The organism is Saccharopolyspora flava, assembly GCF_900116135.1.
Classification (GTDB): domain Bacteria; phylum Actinomycetota; class Actinomycetes; order Mycobacteriales; family Pseudonocardiaceae; genus Saccharopolyspora; species Saccharopolyspora flava.
This window is the reverse complement of the sequence record NZ_FOZX01000001.1, coordinates 940263-966058: the sequence shown is the minus strand read 5'-3', so window position 1 is coordinate 966058 and position 25796 is coordinate 940263. Positions and strand designations below refer to the sequence as shown.

The window sequence follows — 25796 nt, the reverse complement described above, 5'->3', positions numbered from 1 at the left end:
GACCACCGCCGTCAGGGAGGTGAAGCGGTGCCGACCGACCACAGGGCTCGGGCCGAGGAGCTGATCGCCGACTACCGGCGCAGCCGCGAACGCCTCGACGACACCCGGCGCGACCTCGCCGCCGTCACCGCCACCGCCGCCAGCGCCGACGGCCGGGTGCGGGTCGTGGTCGGCCCGCAGGGCGCGCTGCGCGAACTCCTCCTCGCCGACGACGTCACTCAGCGGATGCGTCCCGCCGAGCTCGCCGCCACCGTCGTCCGGCTCAGCGCCGAAGCCGCCCGCACCGCCGCCCAGCGCACCGCCGCCGTGCTCACCGAGGTGCTGCCCGCCGGAACCGACCCGGAGCTGCTGCTCGGGCCCGCGCCGGAACCGGTGCCGCGCAACGAAACGCGCCCCGGCGGCGACGAACCCGAGGACGAGGACTTCTCGGACACCAGCTGGTTGCAGGGACGGACGGGACGATGAGCGGTTTCCGCAGCGACGTCGATCGGCTCGCTCAGTCCGGCGGCGAGTTCGACGACCTCGCCGGACGGGCGCGTCGCATCGCCGATGCCCTCCGGCGGGCCGTCGACGACACCGGCGCCTGCTGGGGCGACGACGAGTTCGGGCAGCGCTTCGACGCCGCCCACCGGCCGCAGGCCGACGCCGCCCTGGCCGCCGCCGACGAACTGCCCCGCAGGCTCTCCGAGCTCGGTGGGAAGCTCACCGCCACCGCCGACACCACGCGCCGCACCGACGCCGACCAGGCCGACGCGCTGCGTCGCCTCGCCGGGGAGGGGTGAGCCGTGGGACTCGAACTGCCCGCCGAGCTCCGCGACGTCGCCGCCCGCGCCGGCGTCCGCTGGCCCGCCGCCGACGAGGACCGGATGCGCGAGGCCGCGACCGCCTGGCGCGACGCCGCCCGCTCCCTGGACGCGCTCGCCCGCGACGCCGACACCACCGCGCAGGGCGCGCTGCGCTCCTTCGACGGCGAGGCCGCGCAGGCCGCGCGCCGCGAGTGGGACGGCCTCGCCGCCGACGACGGCCTCCTGCCGTCGACCTCGCGGAAGTGCCGGGACAACGCCGACCGCCTGCAGCGGGCCGCCGAGCACGTCGGCGCCGCCAAGGCCGAGCTGGTGCGCGAACTCGTCGCGCTGGCCAAGCAGACCGACGCCGCCGAGCAGGCGGCCGCCGCGGGTCATCCGCACGCCCTGGCCGGGCTCGACACCGCGGTCAGCGGGGCCGCGGCCGGTGTCGCGAAGGTGCACGAGAACCTCGCCGCGGCGCTGGAGGCCGAGTCCTCCGGTGCTCTGGCGGACGCGAGCCCCGGCGCAGGCCATAGGCTGGACACCGGAACCGGGACCGTCGAGTCCACAGTGGACGAAGCGGTGCCCGGTGCTGTCGGTGGTCCGGTCGAGGAAGCGGAACGTGCTGTGGACGCAGTCGGGGGAGCGCAGGAGACGCTGCGCGAGCAGATCCCGGAAGGCGGGTTCGGTGGCCCCGCGGCTCCGGGGTGGGAACCCCGGCTCGCCGACGCCGGAACCGGGCCGATCCCGGTGACCGGCGGCCACGACCCGGCGCCCAGCACCGCCCCGCAGACCTCGCACACCGCGTGGGCCGGGCAGCAGCCCGGACAGCAACCCCCGCCGCCACCGGCCGCGCCGGCCCCGCCGCCGCAGCAGCCTCAGCAGCCGGGCGGGTACGCCGTCGCACCCGGACACCCCCAGCCCGCTCCCGCGCAGGGGCCCGGCCCGGCGCGACCGCCCCAGCCCGGTCGCGGCCCCGCCGTCTACGGCCACGCCGGGCCGCCGCAGGGGCAGAACCGGCCCGCGCACCGTCCGTCGGCGCCCGCGCCGAACGTCCAGCGCGGGGCGCTGCGGCCGCTTCCGCCGCAGGCCCAACCGGGACCGGCGGCACCGGAACCACCGCAGCGACCGCTGCGCCACGGGCCCCGCAACGCCGACGTGGTCGCCTTCGTGCTGCACCAGTTCCCGATCGGCTACATGCCGGTGGCCGCCGACCAGGCCACCCGCCAGTTGCCCGCCCGCGAACCCGACGACACCCGCGACGGGCTGAACTTCCCGCCGCAGGACCACCCGCGCTCCGACCTCGTCGACGACACCGACGCGCTGCGCCGCGCCCGCTCCACCGCCGTCTACGAGGACGCCCGCCGCGACCGCGCCGAACGAGCCGAGCGCGCCGGGCTCCCCGCCGACCTGCTCACCGGGCACGACCCGCTCGGCGAGCTCAGCGAACTGGAGTGGGAGCACCGCTACGGCGAGGGCGACCGCTGGCCGCAGGAGCACCCGGAGGGCGGGTTCGAGCCCGGCGAGCCCGTGGTGCTCGAACCCGACACCGTCCTCGACCTCCTCGGGACCGGCGACGGGCGGCTGTTCTGCGCCGTCGCGACGCCGTTCGCGCACCGCTCGCTGCCGCCCGGCCACGCCGAGCGCGACTACCGGCGATACCGGCTGATGCGACCGCTGCCCGTGTGGCGGTCGGTGGCCGCGCCGTGGTTCGAGCAGTCCGGCGGCGGTGTCCGCTACCGCGCCACCTACTCGGCCGCCGACCTCGTCGGCCTCGGCTACCTGGTGGAGCTGACCCGGACCCGCGAGCTGGCGGAGGCCTCGACGCTGCGCCTGGTGCTCACCGGCAGCACCGAGGAGCCCCCGGAAGAAGGACAGCCGGAAGAAGGACCGGACGAACGGCAACAGGAGAGCACGCGGTGAACAGCGAATCGGTACTCGGCTGGCTGATCGCGATGGGCGTCCCGGAAGAGCTCGTCTCCGTCGGCGCCGAGGCCGACGACTCGTGGTGCCTGATCCGGGTGGAGACCGACGCGGGCCCGGCCTGGGAGGTCTTCTGGCGCGAGCAGGGCAACCGCTACGACTGGGCGAGCTTCAGCAACGAGCAGGTCGCCTGCTTCTACCTCTTCGGCAGGCTCACCTGGACCCAAGCCCTCCGAGGCGTCGTCGGCCCCGTCGACGTCACCACCACCCCACCCCAAGGCACCCCCCTCCCCAAATAACCCGTCCCGCGGTCAAAAACCGCAGGTTTCGTCGGGTCAAAAACCGCGGTATTCGACCGGTCAAAAACTGCGGTATTCGACCCGACGAATACCGCAGGTTTTGACCGCGGGGTGGATCTGAGTAGTGCTACCGATGCCTTTCGGGTGAGGGGCGTGGAGCATGTCCGCATGTCGCATCCGCAGCAGGGGGACGCTCTTCAGTTGGTCGCCGGTGAGTTGGCGGCGATCGGGCAGCGGCTGTCGTACCTGGGCAGCGTGTTGCAGAGCGAGGCCGTGAACCGGCCTCAGCAGGTGGCGGCTCCGTCGGGGGAGCCCGGCACGGCTGAACGGACCGGCTCGGCGGGGCACGCCGCCTCGGCCGGGTCGAGCGGCTCGGCCGAGCAGGCCGGTTCGGTTGGGCAGGGCGGTTCGGTTCTGGGAGCCTCCGGTGCTCAGCAGGCTGCGTCCTCGCAGCAGGCCGCCGTGCCGTCGTACCCGTCTCGGGTCGTGGCCGAGCCTCGGCGGTGGTTGCGGGCCGATCTCGAGCCGAGCCGGGTGCTGGCCTGGGTCGGTGGCGGGGTGACGCTGCTCGGCGTGGTGTTCCTGCTGGTCCTGGCCGTCCAGCAGGACTGGGTCGGGCCGGGCGCGCGGGTCGCCGGAGGAGCCGTGCTGGCAGGGCTGCTGATCGCGGCGGGCTGGTGGGTGCACCGGACGGCCGCCGAGCAGCGGGTGGCCTCGATCGCGCTGGCCACCACGGGTTTCGCCGCGCTGTTCCTCGACGTCGTCGCCGCGACCGCGCTCTACGACTTCCTGCCCGTCCCGGCCGGTCTCGGCGCCGGGCTGCTCGTCGCCGTCGGCGGCCTGGTGCTCGCCGACCGCTGGCAGGCGCAGCCGCTGGCCGTCGGCGTCGTGCTCGCCTCGGCGATCTGCGCGCCGATGATCACCGGTCGCTCCGACGCGCTGCTGATCGGCTTCGTGGTGCTGCTGCAGGTCGCCGCGGCCCCGGTGCAGGTGCGGCGCGGCTGGGGCGGGCTCGCGCTCGCCGCCGGTGTCCCGACCGTGCTGGCCGCGTTCACCGGAGCCGTCTGGGGCCTGTTCGCCCCGAACCCGGTGCTGGTGCCCGCGATCCTCGCCGCGGCCGTGATCGGCGTGGTCGTCGCCGCCATCACCGCCGGGTTCCGGCCCGCCGCCGAGCGCACCGCGATCGGCCTGCTCGTCGCCGCACCCACCCCGGCCTTCCTGGCCGGGCCGATGCTGCTGGAGCGCGCCGAGGCGACCGCGACCGGTGCCGGGATGGCGCTGCTGCTGGCCGCGATCTGGGCCGTCGGCCGCTACCTGCCCGCGTTCGCCGACTGGCTGCCGAGCCGCTTCCTCGCGGCCGCCGGCGCGATGGCCGCGATCGCCACCGGCCAGGCCACCATCACCGCGCTGGACGTGTCCAGCTGGGCGACCGGCCTGCTCTGCGAGGCGCTGCTGCTGACCGCCGCCGGACACCTGCTGCGGCGCCGCGGGATCCTGCTCGGCGCCGCCTGCTACGCGGTGTTCGGGTTCTTCATGACCCTGGGCAACGAGCTGCCGATCTCCGCGCTGCTCACCTTCGACGAGCCCGCCGGGGTGGCGGGGCTGGTCGCGGGCCTGCTCATCACCGCCGTCGCGGTCGCGCTGCCCACCGCCGGGGTGCGGCTCGGCGCGATCGGCAGCCTCCCGAAGTCGTTGCCGCTGTGGGCGTCGGCCGCGATCGCGCTGCTCTACGGCACCGCCGGCGCCACCATGGCCGCCTGCCTGCTGGTCAGCGACTCGCGCGGCGCGTTCCTGACCGGGCACATCCTGATCACCCTGTGCTGGGTGGTGTTCGCGATCGCCCTGCTGCTGCGCGGGGTGCGCGTCCGGCACCTGCGCATCGGCGGCCTGGTGCTCACGGCCGTGTCGCTGGCGAAGCTGCTGCTGTTCGACCTCGGCACCCTCGACGGCTTCGCCCGCGTCATCGCCTTCCTCTGCGCGGGCCTCATCCTGCTCACCGCGGGTGTCGGCTACACCAAACTCCTGACCAGGCAGGCCGAATAGCCGAACGGCGGGGGCTCAGCGCTGCAGCAGGCGCAGCGCCTCGTCGTGCAGGTGCCCGTTGGTCGACAGGGCGTTGCCGCCGTCGTAGCGGGCCTCGCCGGAGAGGTCGGTGAACCTGCCGCCGGCCTCCTCGACCAGGACCTGCGCGGCGGCCACGTCCCACGGGTTCACGATCGGCTCGGCGGCGATGTCGATCGCGCCCTCGGCGACCAGGCAGTGCTGCCAGAAGTCGCCGAACGCCCGGTTCTCCCAGCACGCGTCGACCAACCGCAGGTAGGACTCCCGCGAGTGGTGCTCCACCCACGTGCCCAGGTGCGTGGTCGAGACGTAGGCGTCGGCGGTGTCGCGCACCCCCGACACCGAGATCCGCTCCGGCTCGCCCCGCCCGGTCCGGGACCACGCGCCCGCACCGGAGGCCGCCCACCAGCGCTTGCCGAGCGCCGGAGCGCTGATCACCCCGACCACCGGGCGCTGCTCGTCGACCAGCGCGATCAACGTCGCCCACGCCGGGACACCGCGCAGGAAGTTCTTCGTGCCGTCGATCGGGTCGAGCACCCACGCGCGACCGTCCCCGGCCGTGCCACCGCGCTCCTCACCGGCGACGACGTCGCCGGGCCGCTGCTCGGCCAGCACCTCGCGCACCGCGTCCTCCACCGCCAGGTCGGCGTCGGTCACCGGCGTGCGGTCGGGTTTGCGGTCGACGCCGAGATCGCGGGCGCGGAACCGGGCCGTGGTGATCGCATCGGCCACGTCGGCCAGCTGCAGGGCGAGGTCGAGATCGCTGGTCACGACCCGGAACCCTAACGCCTCGCGCCCGGCGACCCCGCCCAGGGCGGTAGCAGCACCGGTCGTGAGCGCGCCCAACGGCCCACGCGGCGGACGAGATCGCGCGGGCCAACTAGTCTGGGGCACGTGAGCGTGGTGTTGCTGGCAGAAGACGATCCGGCCATCGCTGTGCCGCTGTCCCGGGCGCTGCAGCGCGAGGGCTACACGGTGAAGGTCATCGAGGACGGTCCCTCGACGCTGCGCACCGCCGCCGAAGGTGGCGTTGACCTGCTGGTTCTCGATCTCGGCCTGCCGGAGATGGACGGGCTGGAGGTGTGCCGCAGGCTGCGCGCGCAAGGCCGCGGGCTGCCGGTGCTGATGCTCACCGCGCGCACCGACGAGGTCGACTTCGTGGTGGGACTCGACGCCGGCGCCGACGACTACGTCGCCAAGCCGTTCCGGCTCGCCGAGCTCATGGCCCGCATCCGGGCGCTGCTGCGCCGCGGCGCGCCGGAAACCCTCGAGCACTCCGGCGTGCGCCTGGACCTCACCGCGCGGCGCGTCCTCGTCGACGAGCACGAGGTGCAGCTGGCGAACAAGGAGTACGAGCTGCTGCGGGTGCTCATGCAGCACGCCGGGCAGGTCGTGACCCGCGAGGAGATCCTCGAGGAGGTCTGGCCGGAGTCCGACCGCAAGGGCAGCAAGACCCTCGACATGCACATCTCGTGGCTGCGCAGGAAGCTCAGCGACACCAACGGCCGTCTCGACGAGACCCGCATCGCCACCGTGCGCGGCGTCGGGTTCCGCTTCAACTCGGACTAGTCGCGGATGCGCCGCCGGATTCTGCAGGCCACGCTGCTCGCGGTGGCCGTCACCACCGTCGTGCTGGGGCTCCCGCTGGGCTTCACCGCCCTCAAGCTCGTCCAGGACCTCACCGGCGCGGACCTGTCGACCCGCGCCCAGCAGATCGCCACGCTGCTCGACGAGCAGGTCGCCAACCAGCACCCGATCGACCTCAACGCGGTGCGGCTGGCCGTCCCGCGCGGCGCCCGGCTCGTCGTGCGCACCCAGGCCCACGACTACGTCTACGGCCCCGACCCGGGCGAGGACCCGCTGGTCCAGATGGTGCCGATGGTGCAGAGCGGCACGGTCACCATCGCCGCCCCCAGCACCCCGGTGCGCGCCCAGCAGCTCCAGGTCGCGGGCCTGGTGCTGATGCTGGTGGTCCTGTCGGCGGGCACCGGCATGATCGTCGCCTCGGTGACGGCGCGGCGGCTCGCCGACCCGCTGCGCCACGTCGCCTCCCGCGCCGCCCGGCTCGGCGCAGGCGACTTCCGCCCGGACCCGCAGCGGCACGAGGTGCCCGAGCTGGACCGGGTCGCCGACGCGCTGGACGCCTCCGGCGCGGCGCTGTCGCAGCTCGTCCAGCGGGAACGCGAACTCGTCGGCGACGTCTCGCACCAGCTCCGCAGCCGCCTGACCGCCCTGCACCTGCGGCTGGAGGCGCTGGCCGCCGTCGAGGACGCCGACGTCGCCGAGGAGGCGCGGGCCGCGCTGGAGCAGGCCGAACGGCTCTCCGCGGTCCTCGACGACCTGCTGGCCGCCGCGACCGCCGCGCGCGCCCGCGACGCCGAACCCCTCGACGTCACCAGCCTGCTCACCCAGGTCGCCGACGAGTGGCGGGAACCGCTGCGCGCCCAGGGCCGGGCCCTGCGGTTCAAGGTCGCCGACGAGCTGCTGGCCCGCGCCACCCCCGCCCGGCTGCGGGAAGCGATCGGGGTGCTGCTGGACAACGCCCTGCGGCACGGCGAAGGACCGGTCACGCTCACCGCCCGGCACGGCGGCGGCACCGTGGTCATCGAGGTCTCCGACGCCGGATCGGGCGTGCCGGACGCGCTGGTGCCGCACGTCTTCGAGCGCGGCTTCTCCGGCCACGGCTCCACGGGCGTTGGACTGGCGCTGGCCAGGGCGCTGGTGGAGGCCGACGGCGGGCGGCTGGAGCTCAGCCAGGCGCGACCGGCGATGTTCGAGGTGTTCCTGCGCGTGGCCCGCGCCGACGACGTGCTGGGCCTGCCGTGGAAGCCGGAACCGACACCGCGCTGATCTCAGCGCGCCAGGGCGTTCTCGCGCTGGTCGTCGTCCTCGTGATCGGTGGGGAACACCCACTTGCGGAACGCCCACCAGCGGAACGCCATGCCCAGCAGCAGCCCGACGACCTGACCGGCGGTGAAGTCGGCGATCTCCTCGACGAGCCTGCTGGTGAACGGCGTCTGCAGGTGCAGCATGTAGCGCGACACCCACAGCGGCGCCGAGTACAGGCCCACCCCGATGCCGCTGATGATGAAGTACAGCGTCGCCTCGTGGTGCCTGCGGCGACCGCCGCGCGTGCGGAACGACCAGTCCCGGTTGAGCACGTAGGACACCAGCGTCGCCACCAGCACCGCGATGACCTTCGAGGTCACCGGCTTCGGCGAGAGGATCGTCAGCTTGAGCGCGTAGAAGATGCCCGTGTCGATGAAGAACGTGATCGCCCCGACGACACCGAACTTGAGCAGCTCCCGGTGCCGCACAGCGAGCGCTCGGTACGCCTGCGGGACCCGCGTGAGCACCGAATCTGCAACGGACACGTCCCCGAGTCTACGGAGTGGTCTCGACCCATCACCCCACGACCGCAGTAGCCCACGTCACTCCTGCCGTCGCGCTCGCCGAAAACCCCGGCATTCATCGCGACGAAAACCCCGGTTTTCGTCGCGTGAAAACCGGGGTTTTCGACAGAACCGGACGGACCGGTCAGGATCCGGAGCTCGTGGTGGTCGACGACGTCGTCGGCTCGGTCGTGGTGGTCGGCGGGGGCGTCGACGACGACGTGGACGACGGGGGAGGCGTCGAGCTCGGGGTCGAGCTGGGCGTCGGGCTCGTCGTGGACGTCGGCGGCGGCTCGGTCGTCGTCGTGGGTGCCGGTGGGGGCGTCGTCGGTGAGGGCTGCGGCGGGGGCAGCGGGCGCTCGTGCGACGGCGGTCCGCAGTGGTCCCACGGCCGGTCGTGCCCGTTGCCGTGCCCGTTGCCGTGACCGTGACCGCTGCCGGGTTCCGGCCACGGCGGCTCGCCGGAGTGCCCCGGCGGCCACCACGGCGGGCAGTCGGGCCGGGTCGTCGTGGTCGTCGTCGTGCTCGTGGTCGGCGGTGTCGTGGGCGGGGTCGTCGGCGGAGCCGGGGGCTTCGGCGGCCACCACGGGAACCACAGGCGCAGCGGGACGGCCTGCCGATCGCTCGCCTCGCCGAGCCGCGCGGTGATCGGCACCCACACGTCGTGCTGGCGGCGGCCGTCGACGGTCACCGCGTCCGGGTCCTGCGTCGGCCACCACGGCCAGCCCGGGTGGTCGTGCTCGCGGGAGACCCACAGCTCCCGGTAGAAGCCCTCCTGCGGGCGCAGATCGTCATCGACGCAGGTCACGGTGTTGCCGGAGGTGCTGCAGCCGTTCGGCACGAAGTCGGCCTCGACGCCCTCGGGCAGCGTGGCCACGGCCTCCGCGCGACCGGTGCTGGTGCCGGTGTTGCGCACGCCGATCGCGATCCGGCTGACGTCCAGCCACGGCTGGTCCCACGCCCAGGCGTGGAGATCGACGTCGTCGACCGGCTTCGGCGGCTTCGGCGGTTCGGGCGCGGGCGGCGGCTGCACGATCACCGGCACGGCCGGGAGCCGCAGGTCGATCTGGCCACCGGCGCTGATGTTCACGGTGATCTCGCCGCCGGTCGCGGACTCGTCGGCCTGCACCAGGTAGTCGAACACCATCGACTCGCCGGGGTTCAGGCCCCGGTCGGTGGTGCAGGTGACGGTCCCGGAACTCCCGCTGCAGGAGATCGCCGGACTCCCGGCGGCCTGCGTGCGCAGCGACCTCGGCGAGGCCGACGCCGGCGAGGTGCTCGCCGGGACCGAAGCGGACTGCGGGGTGGTCGCGGCCGGTGCGGACGCGGTGCCCGGCGGCTGCGCGGTGACGCCCGGCGGCAGCGCCATCGTCGAGGTGACCGGCACCGACGGCCCGGAGCCGCTGTTGGTCACCCGGATCGGCACCGACACCGGAGCACCCCCGGCGACCAGCTGCAGCGGCTGCGACGGCCCGGCGGCGTTCAACGACGGAGCCAGCGCGGTCGGCGGCGCGGCGGGCGCCGGGGCCGGAGCCGGGGCGGGCGCGGGAGCCGGCGGTGGCGCGGGCGCGGGCGCGGCCGGAGGCGCGGGAGCCGGTGCCGCAGGAGGAGCGGGCGGCGGAGCCGGTGCGGCGGGCGGCGGTGGCGCGGCGGGGGCTTGGGCGACCGGGATGGACTGGTCGGTCCCCGAGGTCATGGCCACCGCGATCGCCGCGGCCAGCACGGCCGTGGCCACACCCGCGGTCACCGCCTGGCGGGGACCCGAGCTCGCCGCGTCCCCGGCGGCACCGGCCGCCCCGGCACCTCCGGCGGCGCCACCCGCGACCACGGCACCGGCGGCCGTGCCCGACGAGGCCGCCGCCAGGTAGCCGGTGGCGGTGACGCCCAGGACCAGCGGCGCGATGATGACGCGCAGCGCACCGTTGACGTCGGCGAGTTCGGCGGCCAGCGCCCGGCACCGGTCGCAGGTGTCCAGGTGCGTCTCGACCTGCGCGGTCTCCCGCTTGGACAGTCCGCCGCGGGTCCACGCGCCCAGCCGGTCCACCGCGGCCCGGCACTGCTCCACACCGGACCCGGCCGCCTCCAGCTGTCCCAGGTGGACCTGGAGGTAGGCCTGGCGGAGTCCTTCGCGCGCCCGGTAGGCCAGCGCGGACACGCCGTTGGGCGTCAGCCCCAGCAGCGGCGCGACGTCGGCGGGCGTCTGCCCCTCGATCTCGATGTGCCAGAGCACCGTCTGCCAGCGCTCCGGGAGCCGGGAGAAGGCCTGCGCGGCGAGCGTGCGCTCTAACCCCGCGACGGCGGTGTCGGTGAACGGCACGCTGACGTCGGCACCCGAGACCTCGGCGACGTCGTCGGCCAGCTGCACCTTCTTCTCGCGGCGCGTCCGGTCGTAGGCGGTGTGCCGCAGGGCCGTGAGCAGGTAGGCGCGGAACGCGGTGGTCGGGCCGCGGCCCTCGCGCAGCGTGTCGAGGACCTTCGCGAACGCCTCCGACACGAGGTCGTCGGCCTCGGCCGCGGACTTGGCGACCTGGCGGGCCATGTTGTAGGCCGCGGCCACGTGGCGCTCGTAGAGCTCGGCGTACGCCTGGGACGAACCGCCGCGCACTTCCTCCAGCAGTTCGCCGTCGCTGGGTCCTTGCACTTCTGCCGGGACAGTAGCCACGCCGCACCTTCCTCCCCAGAGGGGGCATGTCCTCGTCGGTCCTACCTGGGAGCTCCGGTCGGCGAAAACCACCGGATGTGGAATTCGCCGAACATTGTGATCCGAATCGTATGGGCAAAGCCAGCGACTCCACCGTCATGGGCGACCGCTTGCTTCGTCTCGCTCACGAGAAGGCTCATCGGGGAGGGACGGAGAGCATGCGGGACTGGCCACTGAGGTGCGACACGTCGACAGCGCGCGGTCTGCAGCGAGCGATGCGTTTGCGCTGGCGAACGGCGAGCCTAGCAGCGGGGTGGCCGTTTCCCAGCGATTGGGAGGTGCCCGCCGTGGACGCGGTGTGCGCGGCCGTCGTCGCGGGAGACGATCTCAGCGACCCGCTCGCCGAGCTCGGCGCTTCCCGCGCCGAGGCCGGTGTCGGCCTGTCCGGCACCCTGCAGGACCTCGCCGCGCTGCACGCGGTCTCCGGCGACGACACCGACGGGCTGGTCTCGGCCGACCCGGACGCGGTGCCGTCCTCGCTGCTGCGCACCACGGCGCTCGGCTGGGCCGACGCGGTCAGCGGCATGGCCGTCGGCCGCGAGGTCGAGGACCCGCTGACCGGCCTGAACACCACCGGCTACCTGCGCACCCGGCTGCACGAGGTCTACCGGGAGGCGCACGCGCGCGGCTCCACCGCCGACGAGGACTTCGCGCTGATCACCGTGATGCTGGGGGTGTCCACCGACGGCTACCCGCGGATGGTGGCGATGGTGCTCATCGCCGACGCGCTGCGCACCGTCTTCGACGCGGGCGAGACGACCGCGCTGATCCGCCCGGCCACCGCCGCGGTCCTCGCGCCCCGCACACCCCAGCTGCGGCATCGGTGCGTCCAGGCGCGCTGGATGATCGAGAACCGGCTGGCCGCCGATCCGGCGCTGCGCGACTGCGGCCAGATCCGGCTCCAGGAGGAGACGCTGCCCGGCGATCACGCCGCGGTGTGCCGGTTGCTGGCGTCGCTGTGACCGCTTGTGAAGCAGGTCGCGTTGGCCCGTCCCGGTGCCGGTGCGAGGGGCGCGTCACCTTAGGCTGAACGCGTGGACCAGCGCACCGGAACCCCAGTCGTCGGCATGATCGGCGGTGGCCAGCTCGCCCGGATGACCCACCAGGCGGCCATCCCGCTCGGCCAGTCGCTGAAGGTGCTGGCGAACTCCGCCGACGAGTCCGCTGCCCTGGTGGCCTCGAACGTCGAGTTCGGGCACCACACCGACCTCGACGCGCTGAAGAAGTTCGCCGAGGGCTGCGACGTGGTCACCTTCGACCACGAGCACGTGCCCGGCGAGCACCTGCGCGCTCTGCAGGCCGCCGGCGTGTCGGTCCAGCCCAACCCGGACGCCCTGCTGCACGCCCAGGACAAGCTGGTGATGCGCCGCGAGCTCGCCGAGCTGGGCCTGCCGGTGCCGCCGTTCGCCGAGATCACCTCGGTCGACGACGTGCTGGCCTTCGGCGCCGAGCACGGATTCCCGTGCGTGCTCAAGACCGCGCGCGGCGGCTACGACGGCCGCGGCGTGTGGATGCTCGACGACGCCGCCGAAGCCGAGCGCACCGTCACCGAGCTGCTCGACGGCGGCGCTCCGCTGCTGGCCGAGCAGCGGGTCCCGCTGCGCCGCGAGCTGGCCGCGCTGGTCGCGCGCTCGCCGTTCGGGCAGGGCGCGGTGTGGCCGCTGGTGGAGACGGTGCAGGAGGACGGCATCTGCGTGCAGGTGCTGGCCCCGGCCCCCGACGCCTCCCCGGAGCTCATCGAGCGCGCCCAGGACATCGCGCTGACCGTCGCCGAATCGCTGGGCGTGACGGGCGTTCTGGCGGTCGAGCTGTTCGAGACCGCCGACGGCCTGGTCATCAACGAGCTGGCGATGCGCCCGCACAACTCCGGGCACTGGACCATCGAGGGTTCCCGCACCTCCCAGTTCGAGCAGCACCTGCGCTCGGTGCTGGACTACCCGCTGGGCAGCACCGAGCAGACCGCGCCCGCGGTGGTGATGGCGAACCTGCTGGGCGCCGAGACCGAGCCCGCAATGGGCGTCGACGAGCGGCTGCACCACCTGTTCGCCCGCTACCCGCACGCCAAGGTCCACCTGTACGGCAAGAGCGAGCGCCCGGGCCGCAAGCTGGGGCACATCACGGTTCTCGGCGACGACATGGCCGAGGTCCGCGAGCAGGCGCGGCTGGCCGCGCACTGGCTGTCGGCGGGCGAGTGGCTCGACGGCCACGAGATTCACTGACTTCCAGCAGGTTTCGACTTCTCCGGGAGGTTCTCCGCGTGACTGAGCAGCCGCTCGTCGGTGTGATCATGGGCAGCGACTCCGACTGGCCGGTGATGCGCGCCGCCGGTGACGCTCTCACCGAGTTCGGAGTGCCGTACGAGGTCGGCGTCTACTCGGCGCACCGCACCCCGCAGCGCATGCTGGACTACGCCCGCGAAGCCGCCGACCGCGGCATCCGCGTGATCATCGCCGGCGCGGGCGGCGCAGCCCACCTGCCGGGCATGGTGGCCTCGGCGACGGTCCTGCCGGTCATCGGCGTCCCGGTCCCGCTCAAGCACCTCGACGGCATGGACTCGCTGCTGTCCATCGTCCAGATGCCCGCAGGAGTCCCGGTCGCCACGGTCTCCGTCGGCGGCGCCCGCAACGCGGGCCTGCTCGCGGTCCGCACACTCGCGGCCGACTCCGGCGACCTCGGCACCCGCCTCCGCACCCAGATGGCCGACTTCCAAGCGGACCTGGAGAAGATGGTCCACGACAAGCACGAAGCCCTCCAACACAAAGCCACCGAATCCTGACCCGAGTGACTTTCCCGGGGAGGCGTCGTCCGTGCCAGGACGGCGCCTCCTCTGCCTTTCCACGACGCCCCGGCCCGGGTCCACTCCCGCCCCAACACACCCGGAGCGACCTCCCGGCAGTCGAAAACCGCAACATTCATGGGGTCGAAAACCGGGGTTTTTGACCGGTCGAAAACCCCGGTCTTTGACCGATGAATGTTGCGGTTTTCGACCGGGGGTCAGCCGAGTTGGTTGACCATGACTGTTTCTTGGGCTGTGCCGAGGGGGCCTTCGGTGTCGTAGAGGCGGGCGTGGGCCGTGCCGATGCCGGTGAGCTGGACGTCTCGCTGCATCTCGAGACCCAGCCACTCGCCCCGCATCTCGCGGTGCAGGTGGATCGAGACGTCGGTGTTGATCCACGGGCCGAACAGGGTGCCCACCGGGCTGGCGGCGCTGATGGCGTCGGCGAGGATCGCGACGTGCGACAGGGGGCTGAGGGGTTCGCCCGGGAGCAGCGGCAGCGGCATCCGCATCCACGCGCGGCTGGTGCCGGTGGCCGACTGGTCGGCGATCCAGCGGACCTGCATCACGTCGTGCACGCCCCAGCGCAGGCCGAGCTCCGGCGGCAGCAGCGTGCGGTCCTCGATGCCCTCGGGGCCGGCGAACGGGACGGTGGTCTCGGGTTCCGGGCCGTCCAGGTCGGAGCGTCGCAGCAGGTGAGCGGTGGCGTTCGTGCAGAGCGTGCCGTTCTGGGTGAGCGTCGCCCGCACCACCTGGAGCCGCTTGCCGGTGCGCAGCGGGTGCACCTCGATCGACAGGGGTGCGCGCGGGACCGGCCGCATCAGGTCCACGGTGAGGCGGGCGACGAACAGGTCCGGGTCGTCGTTGGCGGCCTCGATGGCGCGGGCGATCAGGCCCGCGACCGGTCCACCGCCGGTCAGCTCGCCCCAGGGGTTCCCCGACGCCTCGTTGGGCACGAGGAACCCGTCCTCCACGCGGAACAGGGACTCGGCATCACGCATGCACCGATGTTACCCGCGAGTAGTTTGGCGGTAGGGGCGGTTTGTGAGGGTCCTCTCAGAGCCCGAGCTCGACCGTGGTGCGCTCGTCGGCGCGCCGCTTGTCCAGCCGGGAGGCGTCCGGGTTGGTGCAGTGCACCAGCGCCGCCTCGGCGGCCAGCACCGACAGCAACCCGTCCACGACGCCGTCCGGCAACGTCCAGTCCAGGGCGGACAGGACCCGGTCGTCGCGGCCGATGCCCAGCTCGCCCGCCCGGCGCCGGGCCCGCTCGACGACCTCGTCCACCGACATCTCCAGCAGCGCGGGCGCGTCGCCCGGCACCGGGGAGATCGGGTGGAAGTCGTCGCCGTGCACCCGGATGTCCGAGACGTAGTCCGCGACGCCGGACGGCAGGTCCCGCACCGGCGCGCCCAGCGGGTCCAGGCCCACCGCGGCCACGGTCCGCGCTCCCTCGCCGCGCGCCAGGTCCGACGCGGGCACGAACGCGACCTCCGCGCCCTCGGCCCGGTCGGTCACGTGCGCGCCTGCCCACCAGGCGCCCAGCAGCACGCCGACCGTCTGCCAGTGCGCGGGCAGCGACACCAGCACCGGCGTCTCCGGTTCCAGGTCGATCTCGTCCACCAGCCAGTTCGCCGTCTTGGCCGCCCAGTTCGCGGTGGTGGCGCGGGAGAGCTCGATGCGCGCGCCCGTGGCGTCGTCGTAGTGCGTGATCAGCGGCTTGGGTGCGCCGGTGGTCAGCAGCGGGCCGAGGAGGGACTGGGTGATGCTCATTCCCGGCAGGCTAGTTCACGCAGGGAACGTCGCCGTCGGAGGTGATGGGTTCGCGCCGCGCGCTGCCGTCGAGGCGCAGCGCGGGCTTGGGCGCCATGCCCGGTGGATCGGCCACCAGCCCGGCGAAGAACCGCTGCACCGCGTCCCGGTCGATCGACACGATGCTCTGCCCGCGCTCGTCCCGGGCCCCGGCGCTGAGCACCGGCATCGTCACGAAGCCGACGCTGCCCGCGGCGATCTGCTGCATCTGCTGCACGAAACCCAGCGCGTCCCAGGCCTCGTCGAGCTCCACCGTGCGCTGGGTGGCGGCGACCAGGTCGTTGACCATCGCCGGATCGGTGAGCGTGCCGGTCGACAGGACCTTGTTGGCCAGGCCCGCCATGAACACCTGCTGGCGCACGATGCGGTCCAGGTCGCCGCGCGGCAGCCCGTGCCGCTGGCGGACGAACGACAGCGCATCGCCACCGGTCACCGTCTGCCGACCGGCGCTGAAGTCGGCGCCGGAGTCCTTGTCGCTGGTCGCGTTGTTCAAGCACACCTCGACACCGCCGACGGCGTCGGTGAGCTCGTAGAACCCGAGCAGGTTGATCTCGGCGTAGTGGTCGACGCGCATGCCGGTCAGCGTCTGCACGGTCTGCACGAGCGCGCGCTGCCCGGCGACCTTCGAGCGCTGCTCGACCTCCGATGCGGGGAGGTTCTGGCCCTCCAGCTCGTCGGAGGTGGCCCGCTTGGTCAGCCCGTACACCGAGTTGATCTTGTCGGGACGGCCGGACGGCGTCTCGGTGTAGGTGTCGCGCGGGATGGACACCGCCGTCGGCCGCGCGCCGCTGTGCGGGATGCGGATGAGCACCAGGCTGTCGGTGTTCAACCCGCTGGTCGCCTCGGTGCGCAGCCGCTTGAGCACCCGCAGCGGCAACGGGTTGCCCTGCGCGTCGGTCCGGCTGTCGCTGCCCACCAGCAGCACGTCGGTCGCCCCGTCGTCCGGCGGCGGGGCCTGCGGCACCTCGGTGAGCACCTTCGCGGAGCTGACCTCGCTGAGCCGGTCGGTGACGAACCAGCCGACCGCGCTCAGCCCCAGCACGGCGACCGAGGCGAGCGCGATCGCGGTGCGCACGGCGATCCGCGCCGCGGACCGGCGCCGGACGGGAGCCTCCCCGGTGTCGTCCGGGTCGGGGAGCCGCTGCTCCTGCTCCTGGTCCGGTTCGTCCACCACGCCTCCCCCGAGTTGTGCGCCGGGGTTCACAGTAACCGCCGGAGTTGATCTCCGAAGGTCGAGGAGGGGAACCCTTCTCCCACTCGTGACACGACGGAGCCCGCACCGGAATCGGCGCGGGCCCCGTCGTGTCGTGCGGGTGGTGTCAGGTCAGAACAGCACGCCCTGAGCCGAGGGCTGCAGCGTGCCGACCTGGAGGCCCTTGAGCGGGATCTCGGTGACCGGCTCGTTGTTCGGGCCGTTGACCGGCGCGTTGACCGACCCGCTCATGTCCGCCGGAGTCGCGACGAAACCGCTGGCCACGTAGGTGTTCGGGTCGCCCTTGTCACCCAGCTCGGCGTGCACGCCGGCGAAGGCGGTCCGACCCGGCTCCAGCGTGATGTCGGCGGGCCCGCCGGGCTTCTCGACGTTGACGCCCCGCACCTGCTCGATCGGCTCGTTGGCCATGTTGGTCGGCGTGAGGTTCACCCAGCCGCCGAGCTCGCAGGCCTTGTCCGAGGTGTTGGTCATGGTCAGCAGGTACTGGCTCGGGTCGGGCTGCGCCTGCAGCTTGATCTCGAAGTCGGTGGCCGAGCAGTTCGAGCCCGACACGTCGGACGCCGAGACGTCGGACGCCGAAGCACCGGTCGCGGTGACGGCCTGGGTCGCGGCCCCGCCGCACGCGCTGAGCAGCAGGGTGCCGCCGAGCAGAGCGGTCGCGGCGCCGATGGTCCGAAGTCGCTTCGACATGAGTGAGTCCTTCCCCCAGGGGTTGTGCGTCGCGGGTGCGTTCACCCGCTTCTACCCGTAAGACGCCTCGGGACCGAAGTGGTTGCCCGGCGTCCGGAAAGAAACTCGCCCATCGCCCTGACGTGGGTGAGGGAACCTTCCTGTCATCACGGAAGAAGGGAACTTTCCTGCCACGGGGAGGAAGGGAACTTTCCTGTCACAGGGGTGAGGGGAACTTTCCTGCCATCGCGGAGGAAGGGAACTTTGCTGTCACTGCGGCGAGGGGAACGGACGTGCCGTGCGGGTGAAGGGAACTTTCCTGTCACCCGAGAGCAAGGGAGCCTTCCTGCCAGCGCGGTGACAGGAAGGCTCCCTCGTGCTCGTCAGTCGATGCAGGGCACGCCGTCGGCGGTGATCGGGTCGTTGCCCGTGTCCGCCTGGGTGCGTAGCGGGGCGGCCTTGTTCAGGCCGTCGAGGCGGAGGGAGGGGGCGCCGGTGAAGTTCTGCTTGCCGGGGCCCTTGTAGTCCTTGCCGATGTAGACCTCGACGCTGCCCGCGGTGAGGTTGGGGCTGGGCTCGGTGGCCATGCCGCCGAGCGATTCGGCGACCATCTTGCCCGCGTCCTCCTCGCCGTTGGCGTAGTAGACGACCGAGGAGCTGCGGGTGTCGGCGTTGGCGCTGCTGCCCTCCTGGAAGCCCTGGTCGGTCAGCTCCTCCAGCACGTTGGCGGCCAGGCCGCTGATGCCGGAGGCGTTGTAGACGCTGGTGGTGATCTTGGTGGGGGACTTCAGCGTCGCCAGCTTCTGGGCGCGCTGCTGCGGCGGCAGCAGCAGGTCGGCCGCGAACTGCTTGCTCTCGGCGAGGTTGAGCGTCACGTCCTCCTGGCCGGACTCGCCGACCAGGTGCACCGGGGCGCTGTAGAACTGGACGTCACCGCCGGCGACGCCCTGCATCTGCTCGGCGAAGCCGAGGATGTCGTTGGCCAGCGCCGGGTCGAGGGTGACGGACTTGTTGATCGCGTCGATCAGCGAGCTGAGCTTGCTCGGGTTGGCCAGCGTGCCGGAGGACAGGATGCGGCGGGCCAGCGCCGACATGAACACCTGCTGGCGCTTGCCCCGGGAGAGCTCGTTGAGCAGGCCGTGCCGCTGCCGGACGAAGGCGAGCGCGTCGGCGCCCTGGATCGTCTGCACGCCCTTCTTGAAGTCCGCGCCGGAGTAGCTGTCCTTGGTGGCCTCGTTGAGGCAGACCTCGACGCCGCCGACGGCCTTGGTGATCTCGTAGAAGCCGAGCAGGTTGACCTCGGCGTAGTGGTCGATGGTGACGCCGGTGAGCTTCTCGATGGTCTCCAGCAGCGCCTGCTTGCCCGCCAGCCGCGACTTGTCGTCGAGCTCCTTGGGGTCGGTGACGCCCTCTTCCTTGAGCTTGGCGCGCTCGGCGTCCTTGCCGCGGTTCATCGTCTCGGTGAGCTTGTGCTTGCCGTCGCCGAAACCGCTGTCGACCATCGTGTCGCGGGGGAAGGACATCGCGGCGGCGCTCTTGCCGCCGTTGGGGATGCGCACCAGGATCATCGCGTCGGTGAGGTCGCCGCCCTCCTGGGTGGTGCGCAGCTCCTGCAGGATCTGCTTGGGCAGCGGGTTGCCCTGCGCGTCGGTGCGGCTGTCGTTGCCGATCAGCAGGATGTCGGTGGCGCCGTCGGGGGCGGAGAAGCCGCCGCCGATGACGTCGGCGGTGCCGGTGCCGCCCGCTCCCGGGCGGAACATCGCCCAGGCGAACCCGGTCACGCACAGCACGATCACCGACAGCAGGGCGGTGATGGTGCGGGCCGAGTTGCGGGTGGCCTTGCGCTGCCAGAAACCGCCTCGGCTCCACACGTCGTCGGGCGAGATGTCTTCACCGGATCGAGCGGATTTCGGCGACGGGGCCTTACTCTGAGCAGCTAAGGGAGCGCTCTTCGCGGCGCCGGTGGCACCGGCCTTCGCGGCACTGGGGGTACCGGTGCGGCGGGCGCCCTGCGGCCGTCCGGCCGCTGCGCCGGAACGAGCCGATCCGCCACCCGATCCACGGGGCGGAACACCTCGGCCGGGCCGCCCATCAGGGCTCCCGGGCCGCCTCGGCCGGTCGTCCACGCGATTCCTCCTCGGGGGCTGCGGGGGCGAGCGTTACACCTTCAGGAGTGATGTTGCCCGACTTCTTGATGAAGGCTAACGGTGATCCAACGGGGCCGTGACGGGTCCCTCGGAATCTGGTGACCTCACTCATATGGGCGAAGTCGTGCCGTAACCGTACGTAACTTGGGAGTCAAAGAGGCCGGGCATCGGCGCATGTCAGACTGCCCATCGCGGGCCGTGCGCCTACTGCCCGCGCAGGACGAGGAAGAGGCGGAATGCGGATTCTGGTCACCGGTGGCGCCGGCTTCATCGGCTCCCACTACGTCAGGCGGCTGCTCGGCGGGGCCTACCCCGCCTTCGGCGACGCCGAAGTGGTCGTGCTCGACAAGCTGACCTACGCGGGCAACGAGGCCAACCTGGCCGAGGTCGCCGACGACCCGCGACTGCGGTTCGTGCGCGGCGACATCTGCGATCGAGACCTGCTCGCGGACGTGATGACCAGCGTCGACGTCGTCGTGCACTTCGCCGCCGAGACCCACGTGGACCGCTCCATCACCGGCTCCGACGCGTTCGTGATGACCAACGTGGTGGGCACCAACGCGCTGCTGCAGGCCGCGCTCGACGCCGGCGTCGGCCGGTTCGTCCACGTCTCCACCGACGAGGTCTACGGGACGATCGATACCGGTTCGTGGCCAGAAGATCATCTTCTCGAGCCGAACTCGCCATATTCCGCCGCCAAAGCGGGCTCCGACCTCCTCGCGCGCGCCTACCAGCGCACCCACGGGCTGCCGGTGTGCATCACGCGGTGCTCGAACAACTACGGCCCGTACCAGTTCCCGGAGAAGGTCCTGCCGCTGTTCATCACCAACCTGATGGACGGGCGCAAGGTTCCCCTCTACGGCGACGGGCTCAACGTCCGCGACTGGCTGCACGTCGACGACCACTGCCGCGGCATCCAGCTGGTCGCCGAATCCGGAACCCCCGGCGAGATCTACAACATCGGCGGCGGCACCGAGCTGACCAACCGCGAGCTCACCGAGCGGCTGCTGGCCGAGTTCGGGCTCGACTTCTCCGTGGTCGAGCAGGTTCCCGACCGCAAGGGTCACGACCGCCGCTACTCGGTCGACCACACCAAGATCACCGAGGAGCTCGGCTACGCCCCGCAGGTCGACTTCGAGACCGGGCTGCGCGACACCATCGCCTGGTACCGGAACAACCGCGCCTGGTGGGAACCGCTCAAGGAGCGCGCGGCGGTGGCCCGGTGAGCCGCCTGGCCGTGCTCGTCCCCGGCGGGAAGGGGCAGGTCGGCTCCGAGCTGTCGGCGATCCTCGCCGCCCGGCACGACGGCCTCGTGCACGCACCGGGCTCGGCGGAGCTCGACATCACCGACCGCGAGGAGGTGCGCGACGCCGTCGAGGCCTTCGCCGAAGCCGCCCGCGACGCCGACCTGAGCCCGGTGGTGATCAACACCGCCGCCTACACCGCCGTCGACGCCGCCGAAACCGACCCCAACAGCGCCCGCCAGGTCAACGTCGCGGGACCGGCCGCGCTGGCCGAGGCCTGCCGGGACGGCGACCTGCCGCTGCTGCACGTCTCCACCGACTACGTCTTCCCCGGCGACGCCGACCGGCCCTACGAGCCCACCGACGACACCGGGCCGCGCACCGTCTACGGACGCACCAAGCTCGACGGCGAGCAGGCGGTGCTGGACTCCGGTGCGCGCGCCTGGATCGTGCGCACCGCCTGGGTGTACGGCGCGCACGGCGGCAACTTCGTCAAGACGATGGCCCGGCTCGCCGCCCAGCGCGACCGGCTGACCGTCGTCGACGACCAGATCGGCTCGCCCACCTGGGCCGCCGACCTGGCCGCGGGACTGCTGGAACTCGCCGAACCCGTCGCCGCCGGTCGCGGACCGGCGCAGCGGGTGCTGCACTGCACCAACAGCGGCAGCACCAGCTGGTTCGAGTTCGCCCGCGCGATCTTCACCGAACTCGGCCTCGACCCGCAGCGGGTGGACCCCTGCACCACCGCGGACTACCCGACCAAGACCCCTCGGCCCGCCTACTCGGTGCTGTCCGGCAACGCCTGGCGCGACGCGGACCTCACCCCGCTGCGTCCCTGGCACGACGCCCTGCGAGAGGCCCTCACGAGCAACCCCGAGGCCTTCCGACCCCGGTAGGCGCAGTTTTCATGAAAACTTCCCCCACCACCGAGACGCCCGCGGGCAACGTCATGGGAGAGGGAAGTTTTCATGAAAACCTCCCGACGACGAACAAGAGGTCCTCACCCGACAACGGTGATGACCTGGGATTCCATCGGTGACGGACTTCCGAGCGGGTCTCCTCGGGTGGGGACAGTTTTCATGAAAACTGTCCCCACCCAAGGTCGTGAGGTGTCGGGGGTGGGGAGGTTTTCATGAAAACTGCGGTGATCGGGGGGAGGGGAAGTTTTCATGAAAACTGTCTCGATCGGGGTGGACGTGGGGTCGGATGATCCGAGGGGTTCCCTCATGCATGGGCGCGGAGGTAGGCGGCTTGGGTTTGGTCGGCGCAGCGTTGCCAGGTGAAGGATTGGGCGTGGGTGCGTCCCGGCTCCGGGGCCGGGGGAGAGGTGAGGGCGCGGTGCAGGGCTTCGCGCAGGGCGAGCGGGTCGCCGACTGGGGTGTGGATCGCGTGGCCTGCCGAGACCTCCCGGAGCGCGGGCAGGTCTGAGCAGACCACCGGAACATCGCAGGCCAGGGCCTCCAGCACCGGCAGGCCGAAACCCTCGTCGCGGGACGGCAGCACCAGGGCGCTCGCCCCGGCGACCAGCGACCGCAGCCGCTCGTCGGAGACGTAGCCGGTGCGGATCACCCCGTCGACCTCGCCCGCCGCGCCCGGACCAGCGATGACCAGCGGCGGAAGCTCCGGTGAGAGCGCCGCGCGCAGCACGTCGAGACCCTTGCGCGGCCCGTCCGCGCCCACGAACAGCAGATATTCCCCCGGAATCCGCCCGTCGGGAACCGGTGCCGCCGAGAACCACTCGGGGTCCACGCCCAGCGGTGTCACCGCCAGCTTCTCCCGCGCGACGTCCAGGCGCTCGGCGACCTGATCGGCCACCGCCTCCGTCGGCGTGCACACCACCCGGGCGCGCTGCGCCGAAAGCCGCACCAGCGCGGGCAGATCCGCCTCCGCCAGCGACGGATCGTCCAGGAACGCCAGGTCGTGGATCGTCACCACACCGGCCGCCCGCGCCGGCGGCGGCAGCACGAAGTTCGTCCCGTGCACCACGTCCACCGGTCCGGACAGGACCTCGACCGGCGGAAACCGCCCGCCGCGCCACAACATCCGCAACGCCCGCGCCGGAACCGGCGGTCCCACCACGCGAGTCCCCGCAGGCGCCTCGTCCCGCAGCCGCCGCCAGCCGCGCGCGCTGAACCCGATCAACCGAGCGTCCACATCGGACACCAGCGCGTCCACCAGCGAGGCCGTGTAGCGGCCGATCCCGGTGCGCGGACCCAGCAGCGGCGTGGCGTCGAACAGGACGCGCAGGTCAGCGGCCACGAAGCCGTTCCCCGGCGAGACGCCGCAACCGCCCCGTCGCCCGCTTCGCGACCTCCGCGGGACCGCCCGCGTCCAGATATTCCCGCAGCAGCGCCAGATCCCGTCGCACCGACTCCACCCGGCCCGGCTGCGCCGTGCGCACCAGCGGCGAGGCCGCGCTGAGCCGGTCGGCCGCCGGGCGCGGGTCGCGGCAGAACGCCGTCAGCGGCGCCAGCACCGACTCCCACGTGAACCGCTCCCGCACCGGCTCGATCCGGCGACGGCACTCCGCGGCGAACTCGTCGTCGTAGAGGACCTTCTCCAACGCGTCCGCCAGCGCCTCCGGATCCTCCGGCGGCACGACCACGCCGATGCCCTCGGCACGCACCAGGTCGGCGAACGAATCCCCGTCGGTGGTGATCACCGGCAGCCCCGACCACAGGTAGTCCAGCACCCGGGTGCGGAACGCGAACGTGGTCTCCACGTGCTCGAAGTGGGTGGTGACACCGCAATCGGCGTCCAGCAGGAAGTTCTGCCGCTCCTGGTACGGAACCCACGTCTCGTTGAAGAACACGAACTTGTCGGTCAACCCGAGCCGCTGCGCCAGCGCCCGCGTCTGCCCGGCCATCCCCATCTCCGGCACGTCCGGGTTCGGGTGCTTCATGCCCAGGAAGAACAACCGCACGTCGCTGCGCCGCTGCGCGAGCCGGTCGATCGCGCGCAGCAGCGTCAGCGGATCGAACCAGCTGTAGACGCCACCCGCCCACAGCACGACCTTGTCGTCGGCCGAGATGCCCGGACGGGCACCCTTGATCGCCGGGGCGGTGCGTCGCGGCGCCGCCGACGGCAACCCGAACGGCACCACCGACAGCAGCGAGCGCACCGTCGGATCGGTGTCGTAGAGCCCGGGCGTCAACCGCCCCAGCGAAGCCAGGTGACCCAGCCAGAAGTGCCGCTGCCGCTCCGAGGCGCACAGGAAGAAATCGCCCCGCTCCAGCTGCGCGTTGAGCACGTCGGTGACACCGGCGAGGTCCTTCGCGCGGCGCTCGTCGTCGGTGTCGCGGCCCTGCTCCAGCAGCTCCAGGTGCATCGGGTCGTAGACGTCGCAGACCACGACCTTGGTGGAGTCGACGCGCTTGAGCGCGGGCACCATCTCCAGCACGTGGCCCTGCAGCACCACGACGTCGGCCCACTCGACGTGCCCGGCCAGCTCGCGCGGCTTGGCCGCCACCACCTCGAAGTCCGACTCCGGCGGATCGACCCGCGCGTTGACGCTGACCAGCCGCACCGAGTGCTCGGCCGCCAGCACCTCGGCCATGTGCCAGGCGCGGATCGCCGGGCCCGCCATCCGCTCGCTCACCGCGTCACCGGTGATCACCACGATCTTGCGGGGCCTGCCGAACACCTCGTCCAGCTCGAAGGCCTCCACCAGCGCGTCGTGCGCGGCCAGGTAGCGGGGCAGCGGGTAGGCGGGCTCCATCGCCTTGCGCATCAGCGGCAGCAGATCGGTGTCGGTGCGCACCCGGGCCCGCTGCTCCTGCTCGCGCGAGACCTTCAGCGACGGCAGCAGTTCCACGAACTGGTCGATCGCCAGCATCCCGGCCAGCGCGGAGCGGTCGATCGGCACCGGCGAGTCGTCCTCGGACTCGCCGCGCCGGGTGATCTCCAGCTGCGTCGGGTCGATCTCGCCGCGCGCGGTCGCCCGGCGCACCGCCAGCGCCATCGCCGCGGGCAGCGCCTTCGCCAGCGTCTCCTCGGAGACGTTCTTGTACAGGGCGGCCAGCGCGTTGCGCTCCAGCAGGTAGTGCTCGCGCGACGAGGACACCTCGGCCATCGAGGCGTGGTGGCGGTGGAAGGTCAGCGACCTCGGTTCGTAGCGCACCCGCCAGCCGCGCAGGTTCAGCCGCCACCCCAGGTCCACGTCCTCGTAGAACATGAAGAAGCGCTCGTCGAAACCGTCCAGCGCGGTGAACAGCTCGGCCCGCACGAACAGCGCCGAGCCGGTGCCGAACAGCACGTCGCGGGCCGCGTCGTGCGACCCGTCGTCGAGCTCACCCGCGTGCCGCTTGTACCCCATGCCGAACCAGGTGAGCCCGCCGTCGACGAAGTCGATGCGGCGACCGTCCCAGTCCAGGACCTTGCTGGCCACGGCGCCCACGGTCGGTTCCGCCCGCAGCACCTCCACGGCGGAGCGCACCCAGCCGCGGTCGGGGCGGGCGTCGTTGTTGAGGAACGCCAGGACCTGCCCGGACGCCTCGGATGCGGCCAGGTTGCAGCCGCCGGCGAAACCGGAGTTGGTCGGCGACTCGATCAGTCGCGCCTCCGGCACCGCCTCGCGGATGCGCCGCGCCGAGTCGTCACCGGAGGCGTTGTCGACGCACAGCACCTCCAGCTTGTCGGCCGGGTAGTCCAGCTCGTCGCGCACCGCGCGCAGGCAGGTGATGGTGTCGTCGGCGCCGCGGTAGTTGACGACGATCACGGAGACGACGGGCAGGTTCGCTTCGACCACGCCCCAAGCCTGCACCATCGCCCACCCGAG

General features: G+C 72.6%; 22 protein-coding genes. 12 read left to right on the top strand and 10 right to left on the bottom strand.

Going from position 1 to position 25796, the window contains the following annotated elements; genetic code table 11:
• Window positions 1–27: 27 nt before the first annotated feature.
• The 5 genes from BM424_RS04375 (at window position 28) to BM424_RS04355 (ending at window position 5050) form a co-directional block, all read left to right on the top strand.
• Complete coding sequence (locus BM424_RS04375; RefSeq protein WP_093413835.1) at window positions 28–465, top strand: YbaB/EbfC family nucleoid-associated protein; 438 nt, start codon at window positions 28–30, stop codon at window positions 463–465.
• Window positions 462–782, top strand: coding sequence for a hypothetical protein (locus BM424_RS04370; RefSeq protein WP_093413834.1), 321 nt, complete (start codon window positions 462–464; stop codon window positions 780–782). The genes BM424_RS04375 and BM424_RS04370 overlap by 4 nt, the downstream gene beginning before the upstream one ends.
• A gap of 3 nt (window positions 783–785) precedes the next feature.
• Complete coding sequence (locus tag BM424_RS04365; RefSeq protein ID WP_093413832.1) at window positions 786–2708, top strand: glycohydrolase toxin TNT-related protein; 1923 nt, start codon at window positions 786–788, stop codon at window positions 2706–2708.
• On the top strand, window positions 2705–3007 hold the full coding sequence (locus BM424_RS04360) for a hypothetical protein (RefSeq protein ID WP_093413831.1): 303 nt from the start codon (window positions 2705–2707) through the stop codon (window positions 3005–3007). Before BM424_RS04365 ends, BM424_RS04360 begins: the two co-directional genes overlap by 4 nt.
• Window positions 3008–3175: 168 nt before the next feature.
• Window positions 3176–5050, top strand: coding sequence for a DUF2339 domain-containing protein (locus BM424_RS04355; RefSeq protein ID WP_093413829.1), 1875 nt, complete (start codon window positions 3176–3178; stop codon window positions 5048–5050).
• 15 nt (window positions 5051–5065) lie between these two features.
• Here the strand turns inward: BM424_RS04355 and hisN are convergent, their stop codons facing one another.
• Window positions 5066–5839 (bottom strand): histidinol-phosphatase, encoded by a 774-nt coding sequence (gene hisN, locus BM424_RS04350; protein WP_093413828.1) that lies wholly within the window; start codon window positions 5837–5839, stop codon window positions 5066–5068.
• A 123-nt stretch (window positions 5840–5962) separates the two neighbouring features.
• On the opposite strand from hisN, the gene BM424_RS04345 reads away from it, so the two are divergent.
• Window positions 5963–6637 carry a response regulator transcription factor gene (locus tag BM424_RS04345; RefSeq protein WP_093413826.1) on the top strand — a complete coding sequence of 225 codons (675 nt, stop codon included), beginning with the start codon at window positions 5963–5965 and terminating at the stop codon, window positions 6635–6637.
• Window positions 6638–6643: 6 nt separating this feature from the next.
• Window positions 6644–7918 carry an ATP-binding protein gene (locus BM424_RS04340; RefSeq protein ID WP_093413825.1) on the top strand — a complete coding sequence of 425 codons (1275 nt, stop codon included), beginning with the start codon at window positions 6644–6646 and terminating at the stop codon, window positions 7916–7918.
• A 2-nt stretch (window positions 7919–7920) separates the two neighbouring features.
• Here BM424_RS04340 and BM424_RS04335 read toward each other — a convergent pair whose 3' ends face one another.
• Window positions 7921–8442, bottom strand: a complete 522-nt coding sequence (locus BM424_RS04335; RefSeq protein ID WP_093413823.1) for a GtrA family protein — start codon at window positions 8440–8442, stop codon at window positions 7921–7923.
• 163 nt (window positions 8443–8605) lie between these two features.
• Entirely contained in the window at window positions 8606–11122 is a 2517-nt protein-coding gene (locus BM424_RS04330) for a sigma-70 family RNA polymerase sigma factor (RefSeq protein ID WP_093413822.1), read from the bottom strand.
• A gap of 326 nt (window positions 11123–11448) precedes the next feature.
• Here BM424_RS04330 and BM424_RS04325 point away from each other — a divergent pair, with 326 nt between their 5' ends.
• The 3 genes from BM424_RS04325 (at window position 11449) to purE (ending at window position 13937) form a co-directional block, all read left to right on the top strand.
• Window positions 11449–12123, top strand: coding sequence for a hypothetical protein (locus tag BM424_RS04325; protein WP_245775595.1), 675 nt, complete (start codon window positions 11449–11451; stop codon window positions 12121–12123).
• 72 nt (window positions 12124–12195) lie between these two features.
• On the top strand, window positions 12196–13380 hold the full coding sequence (locus BM424_RS04320; protein WP_093413819.1) for a 5-(carboxyamino)imidazole ribonucleotide synthase: 1185 nt from the start codon (window positions 12196–12198) through the stop codon (window positions 13378–13380).
• Window positions 13381–13448: 68 nt separating this feature from the next.
• Entirely contained in the window at window positions 13449–13937 is a 489-nt protein-coding gene (gene purE, locus BM424_RS04315; RefSeq protein ID WP_093414653.1) for a 5-(carboxyamino)imidazole ribonucleotide mutase, read from the top strand.
• A gap of 218 nt (window positions 13938–14155) precedes the next feature.
• Here the strand turns inward: purE and BM424_RS04310 are convergent, their stop codons facing one another.
• The 5 genes from BM424_RS04310 to BM424_RS04290 form a co-directional block, all read right to left on the bottom strand.
• A complete protein-coding gene (locus BM424_RS04310) occupies window positions 14156–14938 on the bottom strand; it encodes a thioesterase family protein (protein WP_093413817.1) in 783 nt (260 codons plus the stop codon).
• 55 nt (window positions 14939–14993) lie between these two features.
• A complete protein-coding gene (locus tag BM424_RS04305; RefSeq protein WP_093413816.1) occupies window positions 14994–15707 on the bottom strand; it encodes a TIGR03089 family protein in 714 nt (237 codons plus the stop codon).
• 10 nt (window positions 15708–15717) lie between these two features.
• A complete protein-coding gene (locus BM424_RS04300; RefSeq protein ID WP_245775594.1) occupies window positions 15718–16917 on the bottom strand; it encodes an LCP family protein in 1200 nt (399 codons plus the stop codon).
• A 153-nt stretch (window positions 16918–17070) separates the two neighbouring features.
• Window positions 17071–17649, bottom strand: coding sequence for a DUF4232 domain-containing protein (locus BM424_RS04295; RefSeq protein ID WP_093413813.1), 579 nt, complete (start codon window positions 17647–17649; stop codon window positions 17071–17073).
• A 362-nt stretch (window positions 17650–18011) separates the two neighbouring features.
• Window positions 18012–19499 (bottom strand): LCP family protein, encoded by a 1488-nt coding sequence (locus BM424_RS04290; protein WP_245775593.1) that lies wholly within the window; start codon window positions 19497–19499, stop codon window positions 18012–18014.
• Window positions 19500–20011: 512 nt separating this feature from the next.
• Here BM424_RS04290 and rfbB point away from each other — a divergent pair.
• Complete coding sequence (gene rfbB, locus BM424_RS04285) at window positions 20012–21001, top strand: dTDP-glucose 4,6-dehydratase (protein WP_093413811.1); 990 nt, start codon at window positions 20012–20014, stop codon at window positions 20999–21001.
• On the top strand, window positions 20998–21915 hold the full coding sequence (gene rfbD, locus BM424_RS04280) for a dTDP-4-dehydrorhamnose reductase (RefSeq protein WP_093413810.1): 918 nt from the start codon (window positions 20998–21000) through the stop codon (window positions 21913–21915). Before rfbB ends, rfbD begins: the two co-directional genes overlap by 4 nt.
• A 328-nt stretch (window positions 21916–22243) precedes the next feature.
• Here rfbD and BM424_RS04275 read toward each other — a convergent pair whose 3' ends face one another.
• Together BM424_RS04275 and BM424_RS04270 are read right to left on the bottom strand one after the other, a co-directional pair.
• Entirely contained in the window at window positions 22244–23278 is a 1035-nt protein-coding gene (locus tag BM424_RS04275) for a glycosyltransferase family 4 protein (protein ID WP_093413808.1), read from the bottom strand.
• Window positions 23268–25784: a glycosyltransferase gene (locus BM424_RS04270; protein ID WP_093413807.1), complete on the bottom strand. Its 2517-nt coding sequence runs from the start codon at window positions 25782–25784 to the stop codon at window positions 23268–23270. The genes BM424_RS04275 and BM424_RS04270 overlap by 11 nt, the downstream gene beginning before the upstream one ends.
• Between the last annotated feature and the right edge of the window lie 12 nt (window positions 25785–25796).